This window comes from Nocardioides marmoriginsengisoli (assembly GCF_003725695.1).
In the GTDB taxonomy this organism is placed as follows: domain Bacteria; phylum Actinomycetota; class Actinomycetes; order Propionibacteriales; family Nocardioidaceae; genus Marmoricola; species Marmoricola marmoriginsengisoli.
The window spans coordinates 1,414,346-1,435,932 of sequence record NZ_RJSE01000007.1 but is presented as its reverse complement, the minus strand read 5'-3'; the positions used below and the strand labels follow the sequence as shown (position 1 = coordinate 1,435,932).

16 protein-coding genes and 1 riboswitch are annotated in these 21,587 nt (G+C 71.5%); of the genes, 3 read left to right on the top strand and 13 right to left on the bottom strand.

Annotation, left to right across the window (positions count from 1 at the left end):
* Positions 1–55: 55 nt before the first annotated feature.
* The 10 genes from EFK50_RS15375 to EFK50_RS15330 all read right to left on the bottom strand — a co-directional run bounded on the left by EFK50_RS15375 (position 56) and on the right by EFK50_RS15330 (position 11,263).
* Entirely contained in the window at positions 56–820 is a 765-nt protein-coding gene (locus EFK50_RS15375) for a hypothetical protein (RefSeq protein ID WP_123228381.1), read from the bottom strand.
* 29 nt (positions 821–849) lie between these two features.
* Positions 850–2,199, bottom strand: coding sequence for a dicarboxylate/amino acid:cation symporter (locus EFK50_RS15370; protein WP_123228380.1), 1,350 nt, complete (start codon positions 2,197–2,199; stop codon positions 850–852).
* Positions 2,200–2,303: 104 nt separating this feature from the next.
* A complete protein-coding gene (locus EFK50_RS15365; protein ID WP_246004169.1) occupies positions 2,304–3,620 on the bottom strand; it encodes an aminotransferase class V-fold PLP-dependent enzyme in 1,317 nt (438 codons plus the stop codon).
* 33 nt (positions 3,621–3,653) lie between these two features.
* Positions 3,654–3,769, bottom strand: a riboswitch (SAM riboswitch).
* A gap of 37 nt (positions 3,770–3,806) precedes the next feature.
* On the bottom strand, positions 3,807–4,700 hold the full coding sequence (gene ligD / locus EFK50_RS15360) for a non-homologous end-joining DNA ligase (protein ID WP_123228379.1): 894 nt from the start codon (positions 4,698–4,700) through the stop codon (positions 3,807–3,809).
* Positions 4,700–5,635: a non-homologous end-joining DNA ligase gene (gene ligD / locus EFK50_RS15355; protein ID WP_123228378.1), complete on the bottom strand. Its 936-nt coding sequence runs from the start codon at positions 5,633–5,635 to the stop codon at positions 4,700–4,702. Before ligD (EFK50_RS15355) ends, ligD (EFK50_RS15360) begins: the two co-directional genes overlap by 1 nt.
* A gap of 52 nt (positions 5,636–5,687) precedes the next feature.
* Entirely contained in the window at positions 5,688–7,316 is a 1,629-nt protein-coding gene (locus tag EFK50_RS15350; RefSeq protein ID WP_123228377.1) for an efflux RND transporter periplasmic adaptor subunit, read from the bottom strand.
* The gene (locus EFK50_RS15345; protein ID WP_123228376.1) at positions 7,316–8,182 is read right to left on the bottom strand and encodes a DUF5666 domain-containing protein; all 867 of its coding nucleotides are present in this window, start codon (positions 8,180–8,182) and stop codon (positions 7,316–7,318) included. Before EFK50_RS15345 ends, EFK50_RS15350 begins: the two co-directional genes overlap by 1 nt.
* 17 nt (positions 8,183–8,199) lie before the next feature.
* A complete protein-coding gene (locus tag EFK50_RS15340; RefSeq protein ID WP_123228375.1) occupies positions 8,200–9,426 on the bottom strand; it encodes an ABC transporter permease in 1,227 nt (408 codons plus the stop codon).
* Positions 9,423–10,106, bottom strand: coding sequence for an ABC transporter ATP-binding protein (locus EFK50_RS15335; protein WP_123228696.1), 684 nt, complete (start codon positions 10,104–10,106; stop codon positions 9,423–9,425). The genes EFK50_RS15340 and EFK50_RS15335 overlap by 4 nt, the downstream gene beginning before the upstream one ends.
* A 14-nt stretch (positions 10,107–10,120) precedes the next feature.
* A complete protein-coding gene (locus EFK50_RS15330; protein ID WP_183407851.1) occupies positions 10,121–11,263 on the bottom strand; it encodes an efflux RND transporter periplasmic adaptor subunit in 1,143 nt (380 codons plus the stop codon).
* Positions 11,264–11,362: 99 nt separating this feature from the next.
* Here EFK50_RS15330 and ku point away from each other — a divergent pair, with 99 nt between their 5' ends.
* From ku to EFK50_RS15315, 3 genes are all read left to right on the top strand, one after another.
* Complete coding sequence (gene ku, locus EFK50_RS15325; RefSeq protein ID WP_123228373.1) at positions 11,363–12,268, top strand: non-homologous end joining protein Ku; 906 nt, start codon at positions 11,363–11,365, stop codon at positions 12,266–12,268.
* A 194-nt stretch (positions 12,269–12,462) separates the two neighbouring features.
* Positions 12,463–13,758 (top strand): hypothetical protein, encoded by a 1,296-nt coding sequence (locus EFK50_RS15320; RefSeq protein WP_148046191.1) that lies wholly within the window; start codon positions 12,463–12,465, stop codon positions 13,756–13,758.
* A gap of 14 nt (positions 13,759–13,772) precedes the next feature.
* Entirely contained in the window at positions 13,773–14,411 is a 639-nt protein-coding gene (locus EFK50_RS15315) for a class F sortase (RefSeq protein ID WP_123228371.1), read from the top strand.
* Here EFK50_RS15315 and EFK50_RS15310 read toward each other — a convergent pair.
* Genes EFK50_RS15310 through EFK50_RS15300 form a run of 3 tightly spaced genes read right to left on the bottom strand, consistent with a single transcriptional unit; the run spans position 14,408 to position 21,519 of the window.
* Entirely contained in the window at positions 14,408–15,274 is an 867-nt protein-coding gene (locus EFK50_RS15310; protein WP_123228370.1) for an SDR family NAD(P)-dependent oxidoreductase, read from the bottom strand. The genes EFK50_RS15315 and EFK50_RS15310 overlap by 4 nt on opposite strands.
* Positions 15,271–16,689 carry an amidase gene (locus EFK50_RS15305; RefSeq protein WP_123228369.1) on the bottom strand — a complete coding sequence of 473 codons (1,419 nt, stop codon included), beginning with the start codon at positions 16,687–16,689 and terminating at the stop codon, positions 15,271–15,273. The genes EFK50_RS15310 and EFK50_RS15305 overlap by 4 nt, the downstream gene beginning before the upstream one ends.
* A gap of 27 nt (positions 16,690–16,716) precedes the next feature.
* Positions 16,717–21,519, bottom strand: a complete 4,803-nt coding sequence (locus EFK50_RS15300) for an NAD-glutamate dehydrogenase (RefSeq protein ID WP_123228368.1) — start codon at positions 21,517–21,519, stop codon at positions 16,717–16,719.
* Positions 21,520–21,587 lie beyond the last annotated feature (68 nt).

Here is a 21,587-nt window from a genome sequence, read left to right as displayed (position 1 = left end):
TTCCTGTTCTGTCGGGTGAGGTGCTTCTGTTGGCGGTGCTCGGATGAGGGGTGGTTCAGGAGGCGGACGGCTTGCGGGACTTCCCGAAGACCGAGTAGCCGGCGAAGGTGATCAGGCCGGCCCCGGCGAGACCGCCGAGGATCAGCAGGCCGGCGCCGGAGCCGCCCTGCTTCGCCGACGAGGAGTCGCCGCTGGAACCGGCGGCGAGGGTGACCTCGTCGGTGGCCCCGTCAGTGGCCCCGTCGATGGACCCGTCGGTCGCGCCGTCGGTGGCCTCCGGTGCGGCGCCCTTCGCCTGGGCATCCGGGGTGCTGCCGTCGGTCGGCGTGGCACCGGCGGTGGCTCCGGTCCCGGCGTCGGGGGTGGAGCCGGTGGTCGACCCGGTCGCCGAACTGCCGCCCTTCGTCGTGGGCGACTTGGTGCCCGACGGCTTGGACGTGCCGGACGGCTTCGGGGTGCTGGACGACTTCGGCGGCTTCGGGGTGGAGCCCCCGGTGGAGCCGCCGTTCTTCTTGGCGAGCCACTGCTTGTAGCCGGTGGCCCGGTCCCACTCGGTCCACGGGATCGACTGGCCGTCGGCGTACCGAACCCGGTTGTTGTCGAAGTCGAAGTAGGCCCCCGGGATGTAGGTGCAGGCCTCGTCGTCGTACCCGGGCAGGGTGTCCTCGCCGTCGGTGTAGGTCTGCCCGTCGTCACCCTTGACGGTGATCGGGTGCGGGTTGTCCGCGGGGTTCGTGATCGCCTGGGCCGACGGGGCCAGCGCAAGCGTGGCCAGGGCCAGAACGGTCGCAGCCAGGGCTGCCGGGATGACGCGCTTCATTGCTTTCTCCTGATGGGTTGGTCGCCGGCTCAGGCCGACGTGGACAGATGGGTGGGTTGGTGGGTCGCCTCGTCGGCGTCGAAGACCTCGTCGTCGAGCAGGCCCGTCTGGCGGGCGACGATGGTGGCGCTGACCGCCGCCGCGGTGACGTTGGTCGCGGTGCGGGCCATGTCGGCGATCGTGCTGATCGGGAGCGTGACGGCGATGAAGTCCAGCGGCAGGCCGGCAGCGGCGAAGACGGTCGCTGCCGCCACGGTCGCGGTGCCGGGGACGCCCGCCGTACCGATCGAGACCAGCGTGCCGAGGATCGCCAGGACGACGTAGTCCTTCACGGAGTAGTCGATCCCGTAGGCGTTGATCCCCCAGACCGCGATCAGCATCGGCCAGATCCCGGCGCACCCGGGCATCCCGATCGTGGTGCCCAGCGGGGCCGTGAAGTGCGCGATCTCGGGGTGCACGCCGACCCGCCTGGTGAGCACGTCGGTCGTCACCGGCAGGGTGCCGACGCTGCTCTGGGTGGAGAACGCGGTCGCCTGCGCCGGGAAGATCTTTCGGAAGAACCTGGTCGGCGAGACGTCCGCGAAGACCCGGAGCAGCACGCTGTTGAACGCGAAGGTGTGCACGAAGCAGGTCGCCCAGGCCAGGCCGAGGAGCCCGATCAGGGACCAGAACTTGTCGCCGAGGTTGGTCGAGTTCGCCACCACGGTCGCGGTCAGCGCGACGATCGCGTACGGCGTCAGCCCGATCACGAAGCCGACGGCCTTGAAGACGACCAGCTTCAGCGCCTCGATGCCGTCGCGGAACGGCCGGACGGAGGCGGCGTCGCGCTCCGCCAGGGTCAGGTAGGCGATCGCGACCGTTACCGAGATCAGGATCACCGGGATGATGTGGTTGGCCCCGAAGTCGCCGACCACGTTGGACGGGAAGAAGTCGACGACCACCTGGGTGAAGTCCTGGACCGAGTTCTGCAGCACCGAGAGCTGCTGCCCGCCGATGGTCTCGTCGACGCCGCTCCCGGTGGCCGAGGCCAGTCCGACGCCGAGTGCCAGGACGACGGCGACCGCGTTGCTGAGCAGCAGCCAGCCGATCGAGCGCAGGCCGATCGTGCGGAGCCGGTCGATGCTGCCGAGGGAGGCGATGCTGGAGATGATCGCCACCGCGATCAGCGGCGCCACCACGGCGAGCAGGACGTTGATGTAGATCCGTCCGATCGGCTCGATGTACGCCACGTGGTCACGGGCGAGGAGGCCGATCGGGATGCCGACGGCGAGCGCGATCAGCGTCAGCACGCTGAAGTTCGTCCGCCGCCGCCGAAGCAGGTGCAGGCCGACGAACACGACGACCACTCCCGCGAGCACAGCTAGGTCCGGCCACTTCACTGGTCGATCTCCTTGTCATTTATGTTTACTAAGTTAGGTGACTTTATAGATATCAGATCGGAGCCCCGGACGCGCGTCCATTCCGGAATCGGAGACGCAGGACCTCAGAGGGGCGGCAGCGGCCTCGGGTCGGGGGCGGGGAGCCCGTCCGCGCCGTAGGTCCACCGCGGACCCGCGTCGACCAGCTCCCGGACACCGTCGAGCAGCCGGTCGACGTCCGAGCCCGAGGAACCGAGGCCGAGACTCGCCCGGACCGCCGTACGGCCCTCGTTGAGCCGGTCCAGCAGCGGGTGCGCGCAGAAGCGGCCGTCCCGGACGCCGATGCCGTGCTCGGCGGAGAGGTAGTGCGCGACCAGCTCGGCGGGATAGCCGTCGACGACGAAGGTGACCAGGCCGACCACGTCGACCTCACCGGACCAGAGCTCCAGCAGCCGGACCCCGTCGATACCGCCGAGGCCGTCGGCGAGCCGGGTCCGGAGCGTGCTCTCGTGGCGCTCGAGCGCACCGTCGGGCAACCCGGCGAGAGCCTCGCACGCCGCCGCCAGCGCCACCGCGCCGACGACGTTCGGGGTGCCGCCCTCGTGGCGGGCCGGGGCGTCGGCCCAGGTCGTCCGGGTGACCGTCACCCGGCGGACCGCTCCCCCGCCGGCCACGTACGGCGGCGCCGCGTCCAGCCAGTCCCGGCGACCGATCAGCACGCCGGCACCGTATGGCGCGTAGAGCTTGTGCCCGGAGAACGCGAGGTAGTCCAGGTCGAGGGAGCCCAGGTCGATCCGCCGGTGCGGGACCAGCTGGGCGCCGTCGACCGCGATCCGGGCGCCGTGCCGGTGCGCGATCGCGGTCAGCTCGGCCAGCGGCAGCACCTCGCCGGTCACGTTCGAGGCGCCGGTCACCGCGAGCAGCGCGGCCGGCTTCCGGGCGAGCTCCTGCTCGAGCGCGGCGAGCGTGTCCGCCACCGTCTCCCGGGCCGCGACGACCCGGCTGCCGAGCGCCTGCCAGGGCAGCAGGTTGGCGTGGTGCTCGAGGTCGAGGTGGACCACGGACCCGGGACCCCAGTCCGGCACCGCGGACGCGAGCAGCCCGAAGGCGTCGGTGGTGTTGCGGACGATCTGCACCACGTCGTCGGCCCGGGCGCCGACGAACTCGCCGATCCGCCGACGGGCCGCCTCGTAGGCGGCGGTGCTGACCATCGACGCGTACCCGGCACCGCGGTGGACGCTGGAGTACGACGGCAGGAAGTCCGCCACCCGGTCGGCGACCGCCGTCAGCGCCGGAGCACTGGCGGCGAAGTCGAGGTTCACGTAGCGGGTCGAACCGCCGGTCACCAGCGGCACCTGCTGGTCGGCACCGACGAGCGCGGCCAGCGGAGCGAGCTGCGGGTCGGCAGGCAGGTCGGCGGGGAGAAGTTCTTGGAGGGGCACGGTCCGGTTCCATCGTCCAGGGACCCGAGGGCGAGTCCACGCTTGCCCGACTGCACGGCGCAGCAGGCCACGTCCTCACCCGGGGCACCCCACCGTGGAAGGAGGGTTGCCGACTGACCAGCCGGGGCTTCGCATCAGTACTCGTGACGTTGAAAGAACACTAACACACTCGACTTAGATGTCAATTCACGGCGCGTCGCGCTCCAGAACCTCCTCGAAGCGGAGCTGCTCCAACCCGAGCGGGTCCTCGGCACCCTCCTCGATCTCGTCCCAGGTCCGCGGGGCCGCCACCGTCGGGAACTCCCGCCCGCGCAGCGAGTACGGCGCGATGGTGGTCTTGGCGCCGACGTTCTGGGACCAGTCGAAGAACACCTTGCCGCCGCGGCGTGCCTTCGTCATCTGCGAGACCACCAGGGACGGCTTCGCCGCTTCGAGCTCCTCGGCGATCCCCTTCGCGTAGTCGCGGATCTCGTCGGAGGACCGCGAGCCGTCCAGGTCGGCGTACAGGTGCAGGCCCTTGGAGCCGCTGGTCACCGCGGTCGTCTCCAGGCCGTCGGCGGCGAGCCGCTCACGCACCAGCAGCGCCACCTGCGAGCACTCCATCAGTCCGGCCGGGTCACCGGGGTCGAGGTCGATCACCATCCGGTCGGGGTGCACCGGGCGGCCGTCGGTGTCGACCCGCCACTGGTGCACGTGCAGCTCGAGGGCGGCCAGGTTCGCCATCCAGGTCAGCGTCGCCAGCGAGTCCACCACCGGGAACCGCAGCTCGCCCTCCTCCTTGCTGGCGGTGCGCGAGCCCGAGGTCGGCACCGTGACCACCCGCACCCAGCTCGGGGTGCCGCCGGGGACGTTCTTCTCGAAGAAGGACTTGTCGCCGGTGCCGTGCGGCCACCGGATCCGGGTCACCGCCCGGTCCGCGAGCACCGGCAGGATCAGCGGCGCGATCCGCGCGTAGTAATTGAGCACCTCGGCCTTGGTGGTCCCGGTGCGCGGGTACATCACCTTCTCGAGATTGACCAGGGTCAGCGTCCGGCCCTCGACGTCGACCTGCACCTCGGTGCGCGGCGGCTTCTCCGGCATCAGCTCTCCTCCACGTCGTCGGGACCGAGGTCGGCCCGGATCCCCCGGTACGCCGGCTGCCGGAGCCGGCCGTCGGGCGTCAGGTTCAGGTACTGGACGTCGACCACCACGGTCGGCTCCACCCAGACCGTGCCCTCGCGGTCGGGCCGGGGCAGCTCGTCGGCGAACGGCGAGCTCCCGCGGACGAGCGGCCGGAGCAGCTCGCCCAGCCGCTGCCCGGCCTTCCCGGCGATCCCGGAGCCGACCCTCCCCCGGAACACCAGCCGGTCGCCGTCGGGGACACCGACGAGTACGGCTCCCAGGCGGGCGTCGCTCCCGGTCTCGTACCGGTAGCCGCCGACGACGTAGGACCCGGTCGGCCGGATCGGGAATTTCAGCCAGTCCTTGCTGCGCCGGTCCGGGTGGTAGCGCGAGGACAGCTTCTTGCTGACGATCCCCTCGAGCCCCTGCGCCTCGGCGGCGTCGAGCAGGACGGCACCGTCGTCGTACGTCGGCGGCACCTGCCAGGCGGCGTCGTCGAGCCCGAGGTCGAGGAGGGCGGCCCGGCGCTCCGACAGCGGTCGCGCGCACAGGTCCGCTCCGTCGAGCCGGAGCAGGTCGAAGGCGATCAGCGTGACCGGGTTGTGCCGGGCCAGCCGGGCGGCCTTGACGGCGTCCCGCACGTGCATCCGGTCGGCGAGGTCGCGGAACGACGGCGCCCCGGAGCCCAGGGCCACGATCTCGCCGTCGAGCAGCAGGTCGCGGGAGCGTGCCCAGTCGCCGAGTGCCGCCAGCTCGGGGTACGCCGCGCTGACGTCGTTCTCGTTGCGGGAGGTGACGACCACCCGGCCGTCGCTGACGTCGACCAGCGCCCGGATCCCGTCCCACTTCACCTCGTGCAGCCAGCCGGGCCCGGTGGGCACGTGGTCGCCCCGGGTCGCGAGCATCGGCTTCATGACAGTCATCCTGTCAGCCGGCGCCCGCGCCCGGGGCGCGTCTGGGGTGCGGCTACTTCCCGGACCGGTAGATCTGCGGACCGCCTCCGCCCGGGGCGGCGCCGCGGAACTGCGCGACGGGCATGCCGCCGAAGCCGCCGCGCTGGTTCAGCTCCGAGCTGGCTCCGTCGATCGGGTCGTCGATGGCCGCGAGGACCACCTCGTCCCCGGCCTTCAAGCCGCTGGTGACCTGAACGGTGCGGGTGCCGGCGGCACCGAGCGTCACCGACTTGGTGGAGAGCTTGGTGCCGTCCCAGGTCCGCACGGTCGCGGCATCGCCGTCACCGCGACGGGTGACCGCCGAGGTCGGCACCGTCACCACCTCCGTCACCGTTGACAGCACGATCTGCAGCAGGGCGCTCGATCCGGTCGGCAACGCGATCGACGGGTCCTCGACCGTCACGGTCACCGGGTACGACGTGGTCCCCGACGAGCTGTCCGCGACCAGTCCGATCGCGGTCACGGTGCCGTCGGCCGGCTCGTCCGACCCGGGCACGGTGACCCGGACCTTCTGGCCGACCCGGACCTGGTCCACCTTCTCCTCGCTGACCGAACCGGTCACCGTGATCGCCTTGCCACCGACGATGGTCACCACCGGGTCGCCGGCCGAGACCGAGTCACCCTTGCCGGCCGCGAGCGCCACCACCTTCCCGGACCGGGTCGCGCGCAAGGTGGCCTGGTCGCGCGCCTGCCGAGCCGTGACCAGGTCGGCCCTGGCCTGCTCGATCTGGGCCTGGTCAGCGGCCAGCCGGGCCGCAGTGACGGTGCCCCCAGCCGACGAGGCGCCGTCGGTGGACGGCGTCTCCGAGCTGGGCGTCGTCCGGGCGTTGCCGGTCTGCGGCGAGTTGCCGCCCCGGGTGACGCCTCCCAGCGCCTTGTTCAGGGCAGCGGTCAGCTCGCCGAGCGCCTTGGCCAGCGCGTCCTGGGCGTCGGCGACGTCCTGCTGCTTCGCCTGCACCTCCGCGAGCGCGGCGGTGCACGCCGCGCTGTCGTCGTCCGGGGCCCCTGACGGATCTGCAGTCGGGTCCGCAGTCAGGTCTGCAGTCGGGTCCGCAGTCGGCGTCGTGAACGCGTCCGCGCAAGCCTCCGTCTGGGCCGCCAGCGCGGACTTGGCGGCGGCCAGTGCCGCACTCGCCGTGCTCTGCGCGGCGATCACCTTCTCCTGGAGCGCCTTGAGTGCCTTGAGCGTCGCCGCGGTGGCGGCCGCGTCTCCGTTCGAGGACGGCGTGCCCGAGGTGCCCGCCGGTGTGTCGGCCGCGTTCTCGACGGCATCGTTCTGAGCCGCCTTGTCCGAGGCGAGCTGGGCCACTGCCTGCGCTACGGCCGCCTCGGCCTCGGTGACCGCGGCGTCGAGCTCACCGGTCTGCAGCTCGGCCAGGGCCTGGCCGGCCTTCACGGTGTCGCCGACCGCGACCTTCATCCGGGCGATGGTGCCGTCGACGCCGAACCCGACGTCGGCCCGGTTCGCAGCATCCACGGTCCCGCTGGACGCGAGCGTCTGCTCGATGTCGCCGGTGCCGGCCGCCACGATCCGGTACCGCGGGACGCTGTCGCCACTGGCCACGGCATACGCGGTCCCGCCGCCGACCAGGAGGACGGCGACCAGCCCGACGGCCGGCCATCGGAGCTTGCGACGATGCATCACGACGCGCTTCCGGGGGCACCGCTGCTGAACCGGACCATGCCGCCCGAGCACTCGCCCTCGACCGTCGGCGTCACCGCGATCCGGGTCGCGGTGACCGCACCCGTGTCGTCGGTCTTGCCGTCGGCGTTCACGCAGACCCCGACCTTGACGTCGGCGGCGGAGCCGGGCGCAGTGGTCCTGTACGTCGTGGCCTTGCCGACCGTTACGGTGACCTCGGTCGAGGTGGTCTTGGTCGGGTCGTCCCCGGTCGGCATCTCGGTGGTGACGACGAAGCTGTTCGCGGCCACCGCCTTCACCTCCCCGAACGCGCCGCCGAAGCCGCCCCTGGTCGGGCGGGCCCCGGTAGCGCCACCTCCCGGGTCCCCGTCGAGCTGCGGCCCCCCGCCAGATCCCCCGCCGGGCCGGCCGACGCGGACCGGTGAGCAGGAGCCGTCCACCTTCTCGGTGATCCGCACCGAGGACGCCGTCACCGCGGTCGGCGGGGTGGTGGCACCGGTGCCGTCGTCCGAGTCGACCGGCGTCACCACCACGCAGTCACCGACCGAGAGGTCGGCCAGCTTCGCGCTGACCTGCTTGGTGAACGCGGTGCTCGCCGTCCAGGTGACCGCCACCTGGCCGCTGCCCATGCTCTGCACCTGGGCGGTGCTGCCGCTGACGGCCGCGACCTTGCCGTTGGCTCCGGGGCGCTGGCCGCCTTGGGTACGGTCCTGAGCGCCGTCCTGCTGCGTGGTCCCGGGACCGGCGTTCGTCCCGCTGTCGGCGCCGGCGTTCGCCGGGTCGTCGCTCCCGCAGGCCGCCGCACCCAGCAGCAGGACGCCCGCGCCGCACGCGGCCGCGATCCGGGTAGTCAGGTTCTCGTTCATGGGTCGTATCTCCTTGATCATTCGCTGCGCAGGGCATCGATAGGGGTGAGCCGGGCGGCTCGACTGGCGGGGTAGACGCCGAAGCCGACGCCGAGACCGAGGGCGACGCCGAGCGCGGCCGCGATCGCCGGGGCCGAGATGCTCACCGGCTGGTCGATCATCGACGGCAGCACGATCGCCCCGACGACACCGATCGCGACGCCGATCACGCCGCCGGAGACGCCGAGCAACGAGGCCTCGATCAGGAACTGCCGCCGGATCGCCGACGGGGTGGCGCCGAGCGCCTTGCGGAGACCGATCTCGCGGACCCGTTCGGTGACCGAGACCAGCATGATGTTCATGACTCCGATGCCGCCGACGAGCAGCGAGATCGCGGCGATGCCGGCGAGCAGGATCGTCATCGTCTTGTTCGTCGAGTTCGCGGTCTCCAGCAGGGCGTCCTGGGTGGCGATGCTGAAGTCCGCCTCGGCGCTGGTGACGCCGTGCGCGGTCAGCAGCGCGGCGTTGACCTCCTGGTAGGCGGCGCTGAGGGTGTCCGCGGACTTCGCCTCGACGTACACGGTCGAGACCGAGGTGCTGGTCGATCCGCTCAGCCGCTGCGCGGTGGTGATCGGCATCACCGCCAGGTCGTCCTCGCTGGAGTCGTCCGAGGTGGCCCCGGAGGTGTCGAGCACGCCGATCACGGTGAGCGTCGCGCCGTTGACCGTGACCGTCTGACCGACCGGGCTGCCCCTGCTGAACAGCTCGTTGGAAGTGTCGGCACCGAGCACCACCACGTTGGCTCCCGAGGCCAGCTCCTTCGCGGTGAAGAACCGTCCCGAGGCCAGGGTCCGGGCACGGACCTGCTCCCAGGTCGTCGTGGTGCCGACCAGGCGACTGGTCCAGTTGGTGGTGCCGGCGGTGAGCGAGGCCGAGGTGGAGGTCACCGGCGCGACCCGGGCGACGTCCGGGGCGACCGCCTTGTCGGCGAGCGCCTCGGCATCGGCGAGGGTCAGCGTCGAGGAGGACCCGAATCCGCCGCGCACTCCCCCGCTGCCGGTGCTGCTGCCGGGCGAGACGATCAGCAGGTTGGACCCGAGCGCGTCGATCTGGTCGCGGACCTTGTCCTGCGCGCCGAGCCCCAGGCCGACGGTGAGCACCACCGAGGAGATGCCGATCACGATCCCGAGCATGGTGAGCAACGACCGCAGCCGGTGGCTGCGGACCGCGTCTCCGGCGGTCCGCAGGGTCTCGAACCAGTTCATCCGCGGACACCCGCCTCGACGACGCCGTTCTCGCTGATCTCGCCGTCGCGGATGGTGAGCACCCGCCCGGCCTGGGCGGCGATCTCGTTCTCGTGGGTGATCAGCACGATCGTGCGACCTGCCACGTGCAGCTCGCGGAAGAGTCCGAGCACGTCGGCAGAGGAGACCGAGTCCAGGTTGCCGGTCGGCTCGTCGGCCAGGATCATCGACGGCTCGGTGACCAGCGCCCGGGCGACGGCCACGCGCTGCTGCTGACCTCCGGAGAGCTCCCCCGGACGGTGGTCGGCGCGGTCGGCCAGGCCGACCCGCTCCAGGGCGACCCTGGCCCGCCGCTCGCGCTCGGCCGCGGCGACCCCGGCGTAGACCAGCGGCAGCGCCACGTTGCGCAGGGCGGTCAGGTCCGGCAGCAGGTTGAACTGCTGGAAGACGAAGCCGATCTCCCGGTTGCGGATCTGCGCCAGCTCGGCCTCCTCGAGGTCGCTGACGTCGCGTCCGGCCAGGGAGTAGTGCCCCTCGGTCGGCACGTCGAGGCAGCCGAGGATGTGCATCAGCGTCGACTTGCCCGACCCGGACGGGCCGATGATCGCGACGTACTCGCCCTCGCTGATCCGTACGTCGACGCCGCGCAGCGCCTCCACGGCGATCGCGCCGGTCGCGTAGGTCTTGCGGACACCGGACATCGCGATGATGGCGCTCACTTGCCGACCTCGAACACCGGTCCGCTGGGGCCGGCGCCGCCGCCGGAGAACCTGACCTCGCCGCCGGGGAGCTCGCCGCCGCCGTTCCGGGTGTTCCCCGAGCCGCTCGGCCGGGTGAAGCTGATCAGCTCGACCACGTCGCCCTCCGCGAGGCCCTTGAGCACCTCGGTCTGCATGCCGTAGGCGGTGCCGATGGTGACGTCCTTCCGGGTGCGCTTCTTGCCGTCCATGACGTACACGAAGGTGCCCTTGGCGTCGGTGTGCAGCGCCTGGGTGGGCACCGCGAGCACGTCGGTGGCCTGCTTGATGGTGATCGCCAGCGAGGCGGTCGACCCCGGGTAGAGCCCCGCGGGCTTTCCGGTGACCTCGACCGTGACCGGGAACTGGGCGGCGCCGGTCTCGGAGGCGCCGGCGATCACGCCGACGTCGGAGACGGTGCCGTAGACGACCTCGCCCCCGCCGGTCGGGGTGATCTCGACCTGCATCCCCTTCTTGACCTGGCTGACGTCGGAGGCGGAGACGTTCGCCTCGACCAGCAGCGTCCGCGGGGAGATCACCGTCACCGCACTCGTCGTGGAGTCGCCGTCCGCGGCCGGGGTGTTGCCGCCCGAGCCGGCTTGGTCGCCGACCTCGACGCCGACCGCGCTGACGGTGCCGCTGAACGGCGCCGTCAGGGTGGCCTCGTCGACCGCGTCCTGGGCGGCGGCGAGCTGCGACTCGGCGGAGGCCAGCGACGCCCGGTCGGCGCTGAGCTGGGTCGCGCTCCCGCCGGCGTCCTCGGCGAGCTGCGCCTCCGCCGCGGTGACCTGGGCCTCGGCGGCGTCGCGCTGGGCGATCAGCGAGGTGGCGTCGATCTTGGCGAGCACGTCACCCTTCGTCACCTTGTCCCCGACGCTGACCGCGACCCGGGTGACGACGCCCGAGGACGAGAACGAGAGGTCGGCCTCGCGCTTCGGGGTGATCGTGCCGGTGGCGGAGACGGTGGACTTGTAGGTACCGCGGGCGACGGTGGCGGTGATGCTCTGGGTCTTGGCGTCCGACTCGGGGCCGAACTTGATCCAGCCGCCGACGCCGGCGAGGACGACGACGAGGCCGAGGACCAGCCAGCGCCGGCCGGGCAGGGAAGGGAGTGAAGGCATGGCCCGAGGTTGTCGAGGCTGGCTGTGCGCTCCCCCCGGGCACCTTGTGAGGAGCCTGTGAGGTGGACGGCGTCCGCCCCCTCGGGTCATCCTGGGGGCATGCGAGCGATTTGGAAGGGCGCCGTCTCCTTCGGCCTGGTCAGTGTTCCGGTGAAGCTGTACTCCGCCACCGAGAGCAAGGACATCTCGTTCCGGCAGGTGCACGCCAAGGACGGCGGCCGGATCAAGTACCAGCGGATCTGCTCGCTCGACGGCGAGGAGGTCGCGTACGCCGACATCGCCAAGGGCTACGAGACCGAGGACGGCGAGATGGTCATCCTCGACGAATCGGACATGGCGGACCTTCCGGCCACCAGCAGCCGCGAGATCAGCGTCGAGAAGTTCGTGCCCAGCGAGCAGATCGACCCGCTGCTCTTCGAGAAGTCCTACTACCTGGAGCCGGAGAAGACCGGGGCGAAGCCCTACGCCCTGCTCCGCCAGGCGCTGCTCGACGCCGACCGGATGGCGCTGGTGACCGTCTCGCTGCGCAACCGGATGTCGCTGGCCGTGCTCCGGGTCCGCGACGACGTGATCGTGATGCAGACGATGATGTGGCCCGACGAGGTCCGGTCCCCCGACTTCGGCTCGGTCGACGTCGAGGACGCCAAGCCCGCCGAGGTCAAGATGGCGACGATGCTGGTCGAGACCTTGGCCGGCGACTTCGACCCGGACGAGTTCGAGGACGACTACCGCGAGGCGGTCGAGGCCCTGGTGAAGGCGAAGATCGAGGGCGGCGAGATCAAGGCCGCCCCGGCGGCCAAGAAGACCGGCGGCGAGGTCGTCGACCTGCTCGCCGCCCTGCAGCGCAGCGTCGATGCGGCGAAGACCGCCCGCGGAGAGACCCCGGAGCCGGCGAATCCCGCGAAGAAAACGGCGTCATCGTCAGCCAAGAAGTCCGTTGCTCAGGAGAAGGTCAAGAAGACCGCCAAGAAGGCCACCAAGAAAGCGGCCAAAAAGGCTAGTTGACCGATTTAGCCGTTCTTATGACGTTATGAGATGCAATATGGCTGAATGAGTATGTAACCTTGGTCATGTTTTGCCACAGGAGCGTCAAAACTCCTAGGATGAGCCACGATTGACTGGTGCGCACTGGAGCGCACCAAGATTAATTTCATGCGGCGTCGCCTACCAAGAGCGGTGCCCTGCCGGGAGGATCCATCTTGAACCGACGTGTGTTGCGCTTTGGCGCCATCATCGGGGCGGCGGCTGTTTCTGCACTCGCCGTATCGCCTGTCTTCGCTGCCGCGCCTGTCTCGCAGGCCGACGCGCAGAGCCTGCAGCTCTCGCTCGCCGGCAACAGCCTCGTGACCCAGACCAAGACCGCGAGCAACGACGGCACCACCGAGACCACCAACAACGCGAGCACGCTGCCCGACCTGGTCAGCCTGATCCCGGGCAACAACGCCATCAAGGCCGGTGTCGCCATTCAGAGCGCGAAGGCCAACAAGGACGGCACCTCCTACGCCTGCGCCGGTCTCGCCGGCACCGGTGGCGGCCTCGTCACCGTCGGCACCGAGAGCTGCAACCTCGAGGGCGGCCCGCTCACCCTCGACCTGGGCTCGCTCGACCTCGACCTGGTGAACCTGCTCGGCGGCAACGGCGCGATCAGCACCGCGCTGAACGGCGTCCTCGGCTCGACCCTCGCCCCGGTCCTCGGCGGCCTGCAGACGGTCGTCAGCCAGCTGACCGGCGCGCTGGCGTCGACCCCGCTGAACATCGGCCTGAGCGGTGGCCTCTCGGTCATCGAGGCGAGCTGTGTCGCCAACCCGACCAAGGCGACCGGCACGGTCAACCTGCTCGACACCAGCGGTGACAAGAGCATCCCGATCACGCTGACCCTCGCGGGCCAGAAGCTGACCCTGCTCAACCTGAACGTCGACGTTCCGGCCAAGCCGGGCGGCACCGACGTCCTCGTGAACCTGAACACGGTCCTCGACGCACTGAAGGACGCGCTGCTCACCCAGATCGCCACCATGCTCCAGGGCCAGCTCGCGGGCATCACCGACGGTGCGCTCAAGCCGCTCCTCGACACCGTCATCGGCACGATCGTGGCCCCGCTGGTCAACGCGCTCGAGCCGCTTCTCGTCGCGGTCAGCGACAACCTGCTGAAGATCACCATCAACGACGTCACCCCGGGTGACGGCGGCCGCAGCGTCAAGGCGACCGCTCTCAAGGTGAAGGTGCTCGGTGCCGCGGCTCCGTTCCTGAACGGCGCCGGCCTGGTCGACGCCACCGTCGGCAAGGTCTCCTGTGGCCCGAACCGCGCGATCGTCGACACCCCGACGCCGACCCCGACCCCGACCGAGGAGCCCCCGGGCACCCCGACCGTCGTCGACTCGGGCGTCTCGGGTGCGGACCACACCACGCGCGACGTGCTGATGGCGACCACCGCGCTGGTGCTGCTCGCGGGTACGGCCGGCCTCATCGGCTACCGCCGCATGCTGCTGACGAAGTGACGCAGTACCGCTAAGTGAACGAAGGCAAAGCCGGCGATCGCGTCGGAGGAGCAACCAAACGACTCGTCGTCCTGCTCCTCGCGATGGTGATCGCCGGCTTTGTCATTCCCTCCCCGGGCCTGAGCACCCCGGACCCCGAGTACGGGGACAGCTCGGAGTACCGCCCGCTGGCGGCCCCGTCGAACCCCGAGCTGCTGATCGTCCCGGCGATCAAGCTCCGGGCGCCGATCATCCCGATCTCGATGGTCCTCGAGGGCGGCGTCAACGTGCTGCACCCGCCGGAGGACTACCGCGAGGTCGGCTGGTGGAAGAGCAGCGCCAAGCCCGGCTCGCCGAGCGGCCAGACGCTGCTGACCGGCCACACCGTGCACACCGGCGGCGGCGTGATGAACAAGCTCGGCGAGCTCCGCCCGGGCGCCGCCGTCCAGATCAAGACCAAGCGCGGCACCGTGGAGTACCTGACCACGAAGGTCTTCGTCTACACCCGCGCCCAGCTGGCGAAGCACTCCGAGGAGCTGTTCAGCCAGGACCGGCCGGACAACCGCCTGGTGCTGGTCACCTGCACCGGCTGGACCGGCTCGGAGTACACCAGCAACATCATCGTGTTCGCGACCCCGCTCGGGGTCCGCAAGAACGACGACGAGCCCCGCTAGTCCCCGCGCGCGGCCCGCGAGTCCGGGTACCGCTGGGACGCCTTGGCCGCGACCGCGTCCATCAACCGCGGCGCCACCAGGTTCAGCACCTCGGCGACGTTGCCGATCGCCGTGCTGATCGTCAGAGGCCGGTCCTCCAGCGCCCGTACGACGAGCGCGGCCGCCTGCTCGGGCGTCTTCGCCGGCGCGCGGTCGTAGGCGTCCGTGGCCGCGATCATCTCGGTCCGGACCAGCGACAGCCGGAGGTTGGTGAACGTGACGTTGTCGTCGTACGCCTCCCGGCCGGCGATCCGACTGAAGGTGTCCAGGGCCGTCTTCGAGGCGATGTACGCCGCGAACCGCGGTGCCTTGATCTGGACGCCCCAGGTGACCACGTTGACGACGTGGCCGAACCGCTGCGCGCGCATCGCCGGGAGCAGCCCGAGGATCAGCCGCACCGGCCCGAAGTAGTTGATCGCCATCGTCCGCTCGAAGTCGTGCATCCGGTCGTAGGAGTACTCCAGCGAGCGGCGGATGGAGCGGCCGGCGTTGTTGACCAGCATGTCGACGGCCCCGTGCTCGGCCAGCAGCCGGACCATCAGGGCGTCCACGTCGTCGCCGTCGGTCAGGTCGCAGACGTAGGCGTGCGCCTCTCCCCCTCCTGCGACGATCCGGGCCCGCACCCGCTCCAGCTCGTCCGCACGACGTGCCGCCAGCAGCACCACCGCGCCCCGGGACGCGATCGCCTCCGCGGCCGCCTCGCCCACCCCCGACGACGCCCCGGTGATCAGCACCGTCCGCCCGACCAGCGGGCTGGGCAGCGTCCGCACCCGGCCGACGACCTGGCGCCGTACCCAGGCCCGAGGCGTCAGGAGGAGGCTCATGCGTCCGGGTCCGTCAGCAGCGGCCAGGGCCGGGCCCGCTCGAGCTGGGCCGACAACGAGAGCAGCGTGGTCTCGTCCGCGACGCGGCCCACCAGCTGGACCGCCACCGGCATCCCGTCCGCGGCGATCCCGGTCGGGACCGAGGCGGCCGGGTTCCCGGTCACGTTCCACAGCGCCGTCCAGGCGACCATCGGGCGGGACTTCATCGCGGCGGCGACGGTGCCGCCGCGCGCAAGCGCGCCGACCCGGCGCGGCCGCGGCCCGATCACCGGGCTGAGCAGCACGTCGACGCCGGCCTGCCCGGGGAACCCCGTGAAGATCCGGTTGGCCCGCTCGGAGACCCGCTCCCCCGCAGCCAGGGCCTTCTCCAGGACGCCGTCGGTGACCCACGCGCCCAGCTTGTAGGTCTGCCGGGTGCGTGCCTCCAGCCGGCCGAAGTGCTCCATCTCGTCGGCCTCGGCCCGGACGCCGCCGAAGAACTGCGGGACGAAGGCGGCGGTCGCGTCCGGGTACCGCGGGTCGATCTCGCGGACGTCGTGCCCGAGCTCGGCGAGCAGCGCCGCCGTGGCGACCACCGCGTCGGCGTGCTCCCGGGCCGGCTTCACCCCGGGGACGGCGGACGCGTTCGACCAGCCGATCCGGAGCCGGCCGGGATCGGCTCCGGCGGCGGCCATGAAGGTCGTCGCCGGCTCGACCGCGGTGAACCGGTCCCCGGCCAGGTTGCCGCGGACCACGTCGTAGACCAGCGCCGCATCCAGGACCGTCCGGGTCAGCGGGCCCGCCGTGCCGAGCGCGTACCAGAGGTGCGCCATCGGGTCGCTGGTCACCCGGCCACGGGTCGGCTTGAGTCCGTAGAGCCCGCAGCAGGCGGACGGGATCCGGATCGACCCGCCTCCGTCACCGCCGATGGCGACCGGCACCATCCCGGCGGCCACCGCGGCGGCACTGCCTCCGCTCGATCCGCCCGGGGTGCGGCTGCGGTCCCAGGGGTTGCGGGTGATGCCGCCGTCGACGGACTCGGTGAACGGCCACTGCCCGAACTCGGGCATCCGGGTCTTGCCGACGATCACCGCGCCGGCGTGCCGCAACCGGCGGACGATCTCGGCGTCCCGGGCGGCCGGGGTGCTGTTCGCTGCACCGCCGAAGGTGGTCACGCAGCCGGCGACGTCGATCTCCTCCTTGATCGCCACCGGCACCCCGTGCAACGGCCCGCACGGTTCTCCCGCAGCCCGCGCGGCGTCGAGCCGCGCAGCCTCGGCGCGGGCCTCGTCGGCGAGCACCACCGAGAAGGCGTTCAGGCCCGGGTCGCGCTTCTCGATCCGGTCCAGGCACGCCTCGGCGACCGCTGCCGCGGTCAGGTCGCCGGTGGCCGTACGACGGGCCACCGCGTACGCCGGCAGGTCGGCAGGATTCATGCGCTGAACCTATCGGTCCGGCCGCCGCTACGGCCCCTCGACCAGCGATCGCAGCACCCGCAGTGCGACCGACATCCGGGCCAGGTCGGCGTCCTCGTCGGCGCAGATCATTGCGAACGTGGCCGCCGCCCGCTCGACCGCGGCGGCGTTGGCCATCCGCCACGCCTCCAGGTCGGTGGCGTCGAGCGCCTGGCCGGTCAGCTGGGCGTGCACGCTGTGCAAGTCGTCGCGGAGGGCCGCCCTGGCCATCGTCTGCCACCGGTCGCGCCTCGGCAGCGCCAGGATCCGGGTCACCAGCCCGGGCAGGCCGAGCAGCTCGGCGAGCGCGAAGTGCAGCCGGGCCACCTCCAGCGGGTCGGCATCGGCCCGCGCCGCCGTCTGCACGATCCCGAGCACCATGTACGCCGGCGGGCAGGCGGCCACCTTGGCGGCCAGGTCGGCGGGCACCCCGATCGCGACGAACGCCTCGGAGCGAGCCTCGAAGGCTGCCAGCTCGAGTCCGGTCATCAGCTCGGGCAGGGCCGCGGTCACCTTCTCGACGGTCACCTCGAACTCCTCGACGACCGCCTCGCTGTCCAGCGGCAGCCGGCGGTTGTTGACCAGCCAGCGGCTGGCCCGCTCGACGAGGGTGCGCACCTCCAGCCGGACCCGGGTCTGCACCTCGGCGTCGAGCTGGTTGTCGAGCGCGTTGATCTGCCGGTTCAGCGCGGCCGCCCCGAAGATCTCCCGGGAGACGAAGTTGGCCAGCGCGAGCTGGTCGGTCGACGCCGAGGTCTCCCCGGCGAGCCGGTGCACGTAGGTCATCCCGGCGCCGTTGACGAGCTGGTTGACCAGCTGGGTCACCACGATCTCGCGGCGCAGCGGGTGCGCCTCCATCGCGGTCCGGTAGTCCTGGCGCATCGTGGTCGGGAAGTACCGGTACAGGTCGCCGCGGAGGAACGGGTCGTCGGCGATCGCGCTCTCCAGCAGCTGATCGGCGAGCACGATCTTGGTGTACGACAGCAGCACCGCCAGCTCGGGGCCGCTGAGCCCCTCACCGGTCTCGATCCGGGCCGCCACCTCGCGGCGGGACGGCAGCGCCTCCAGCTCCCGGTTGAGCAGGCCGGCGGCCTCCAGCGACCGCATCCAGTCCTCGTGGACGTGCAGCAGGGCGGGCGCCTGGGCGCCGGCGTTGGCCAGCGCCAGGTTCTGGTCGTAGTTGTCGGCCAGCACCAGGTCGCCGACCTCGTCGGTCATCGAGGCGAGCAGCTCGTTGCGCTGCTTCCCGGTGAGGTCGCCCTCGCCGACGACCTTGTCGAGCAGGATCTTGATGTTCACCTCGTGGTCGGAGGTGTCCACGCCGGCGGAGTTGTCGATGAAGTCGGTGTTGATCCGGCCACCCGTCAACGCGAACTCGATCCGGCCGCGTTGCGTGAAGCCCAGGTTGCCGCCCTCACCGACGCAGCGCACCCGCAGGTCACCGCCGTCGACCCGGATCGCGTCGTTCGCCTTGTCCGCGGCGTCCGCGTCGGACTCGGCGGCGGCCTTCACGTAGGTGCCGATCCCGCCGTTCCAGAGCAGGTCCACCGGAGCGAGCAGGATCGCCCGCATCAGCTCGGCCGGAGTCATCGCGGACGCCTCCACGCCGAGCACGGCGCGCACCTCGGGCGAGAGCGGGATCGACTTCGCGGAGCGCGGGAACACGCCCCCGCCCGCCGAGATCAGCGCGGTGTCGTAGTCCTTCCAGGACGACCGCGGCAGGTCGAAGAGCCGGCGGCGCTCGGCGTACGACGCTGCCGGGTCGGGGCTCGGGTCCAGGAAGATGTCGCGGTGGTCGAACGCCGCCACCAGCAGGGTGTGCTCGGAGCAGAGCAGACCGTTGCCGAAGACGTCGCCGGACATGTCGCCGATGCCGACGCAGGTGAAGTCCTCCGTCTGGCAGTCGACGCCGAGCTCGCGGAAGTGCCGTCGTACCGAGACCCAGGCGCCGCGTGCGGTGATCCCCATCGCCTTGTGGTCGTACCCGACCGATCCTCCGGAGGCGAACGCGTCGCCGAGCCAGAAGCCGTACTCGGCCGAGACCGCGTTGGCGATGTCGCTGAAGGTGGCGGTGCCCTTGTCCGCGGCCACCACCAGGTAGGTGTCGTCGGCGTCGTGCCGGACCACCTGCGCGGGCGGCACCACGGTGCGGCCGTCCGGCCCGTCGACGAGGTTGTCGGTGACGTCGAGCAGACCGGAGATGAAGGTCCGGTAGCAGGCGATCCCCTCGGCCATCCAGGCATCACGATCGGCCGGGTCGGGCATCTGCTTGGCGTAGAACCCGCCCTTGGCGCCGACCGGGACGATCACCGTGTTCTTGACCATCTGGGCCTTCACCAGCCCGAGCACCTCGGAGCGGAAGTCGTCGCGCCGGTCCGACCAGCGCAGCCCGCCGCGGGCGACCGCGCCGAAGCGCAGGTGCACTCCCTCGACCCGCGGCGAGTAGACGAAGATCTCGAACCGGGGACGCGGCTCGGGGAGGTCCGGGATCGCCCCCGGGTCCAGCTTCAGGGACAGGTACGGGTGCGGCAGCCCGCCGGCGTCCGTCTGGAAGAAGTTGGTCCGCAGCGTCGCGGTGATCCAGGTCAGGTAGGAGCGCAGGATCCGGTCGTGGTCGAGGCTGGAGACGTCCTCCAGGGCGGCGACGATCCGCTCCTCGAACTCCGCGCAGGCCGTAGTCCCGTCGGGAGAGAACCGCGCCTCGAAGAGCTGCACCAGCAACCGGGTGATGTCCACGTTGACCCGGAGCGCCTCCTCGATCGTGGCCTGCGCGAACGGCGAGTTCCCCTGCTGCATGTGCCGGGCGTAGGCGCGCAGCACGACCGCCTGCCGCCAGGTGATCCCGACGGACAGCACCAGTGCGTTGAAGCCGTCCACCTCGTTGCGCCCGTCCCAGACCGCGAGCACGGTGTCCTGGAAGAGATCCCGCGCCTGCTGCGGCAGCCCGCCGCGGTAGCGGAGCCCGAAGTCGTAGACGAACGACGGCCTCGGCAGGCCCTCCAGCTCGTAGGGCCGCTCGTCGACCACCTCGACGCCCATCGCGGTCAGCACCGGCAGCACCTCGGAGAGCGAGAGCGGGGCGCCGACCCGGTAGACCTTGAGCCGAGCCTCTCCCTCCGGGGCGCCGACCTCCTGGTACAGCGAGAGGCCGATACCGTCGGCACCGTCGTCGAGCGCCTCCAGCCGGCCGATGTCGGCGGCACCGGTGCGGGCCGGGTAGTCCTCCTTGTACGCCTCGGGGAAGCAGCCGGCGTACCGGCGGGCCAGCCGGCTGCCCTGCTCCTCGCCGTACTCGGCGATCACGGCGGCACCGAAGTCGTCGGTCCACGACCGGGCGGTCTCGGCGCAGCGACGCTCCAGGTCGGCGACATCCACCTCGCCGACGACGTCGCCCTCCGAGGGGCGGACCACGAAGTGCAACCGGGCCGCGTAGGAGTCCCCGATGTTCGCGGTGAACTCGATCGAGGAGCCGTGCAGCCGCTCGGTGAGGATCGCGGCGATCCGCTCCCGGACGGCGGTGTTGTAGCGGTCCTTGGGCAGGTAGACCAGCACCGACCAGTACCGGCCGTAGACGTCGCGGCGGACGAAGAGCTTGAGCTGGCGGCGCTCGCGGGTGTGCATCACGGTGGTGGCGATCGGCACCAGCTCGGCGACCGGGGTCTGGAAGAGCTCGTCGCGCGGGTAGGTCTCCAGGACGTCGAGCATCGCCTTGCCGGCATGGCTCATCGGCTCGAACCCGGCGTCGGCGATGACGGCCTTGGCCTTCTCCCGGGCGAGCGGGATCCGGGTCACCGACTCGGTGTACGCCGCCGAGGAGAACAGCCCGAGGAAGCGGCGCTCGCCGACCACCTCGCCGGCGTCGTCGAACTTCTTGATCCCGACGTAGTCCAGCCGGACCGGGCGGTGCACGGTCGCCCGGGCGTTCGCCTTGGCTAGCACCAGCAGGGTCTTCTCGCGCGCCTTGGCGGCCACCAGCGGCGGCAGCACGCCGACCGCGGTCGGGTCCGAGCGGAGGATGCCGAACCCGGTGCCGGGCAGGGCCTCGAGCTCGAGGGTCTCGCCGTGGCCGGCGAGGGCGTACTCCCGGTAGCCGAGGAAGGTGAAGTGGTCCTCGCCGAGCCAGCGCAGGAAGGCCACCCCCTGCTCGACCTCGCCCTCGGGCAGGACCGGCGGGTCGGCCTCGAGCTCCGCCACCAGCGCATCGAGCCGGTCGTGCATCCGGCGCCAGTCCTCGACCGCCTCGCGGACGTCGGTCAGCACCTTCTCCAGGTTCGCGGCCAGCGCCGGGATCTCGTCGTCGCCGATCCGGTCGATCTCCAGGTGCATCCAGGACTCGCGGCCGACGTCGTGCCCTTCGGTCGCCCCGTGCTCGACGCCCAGCACCTCTTGCAGGTGGCCGGCGACGTCGCGCCGCACCACCAGCTGCGGGTGGATCACCAGGTGCACGCCGTGCCCGGCCTGGTCGAGCGCCATCGTGACCGAGTCGACCAGGAACGGCATGTCGTCGGTGACCACCTCGACCACGGTGTGCCCACCCGCGGACCAGCCGTCGATCGGCACCGTCGGGGTGAGGATCCGGACGGTCGCGGTGCCCTGCGGACGCTCGGTCCCGGAGCGGAGGTGGTGGGCGGCCGCGCCGTACAGGTCGACCTCGTCGCGCTCGGCCAGGTCCTCGTAAGCGGCGTGCAGGTAGTAGGCGCGAAGCAGGTCGCCGACGGCGAGGCCGGCCGGTCCCGCGGGCGGTCGTGACTCGGCGTACCGGCACAGCCGCGTGATCAGGTCAGACCTGCTGTCGTCCGGGCTCGTTGGCACAATTCGAGGCTAGGGCCGCGACGCCGACGGCGACAACAGTCCGGGCCCGTGGATCTCGGATCCGAGAG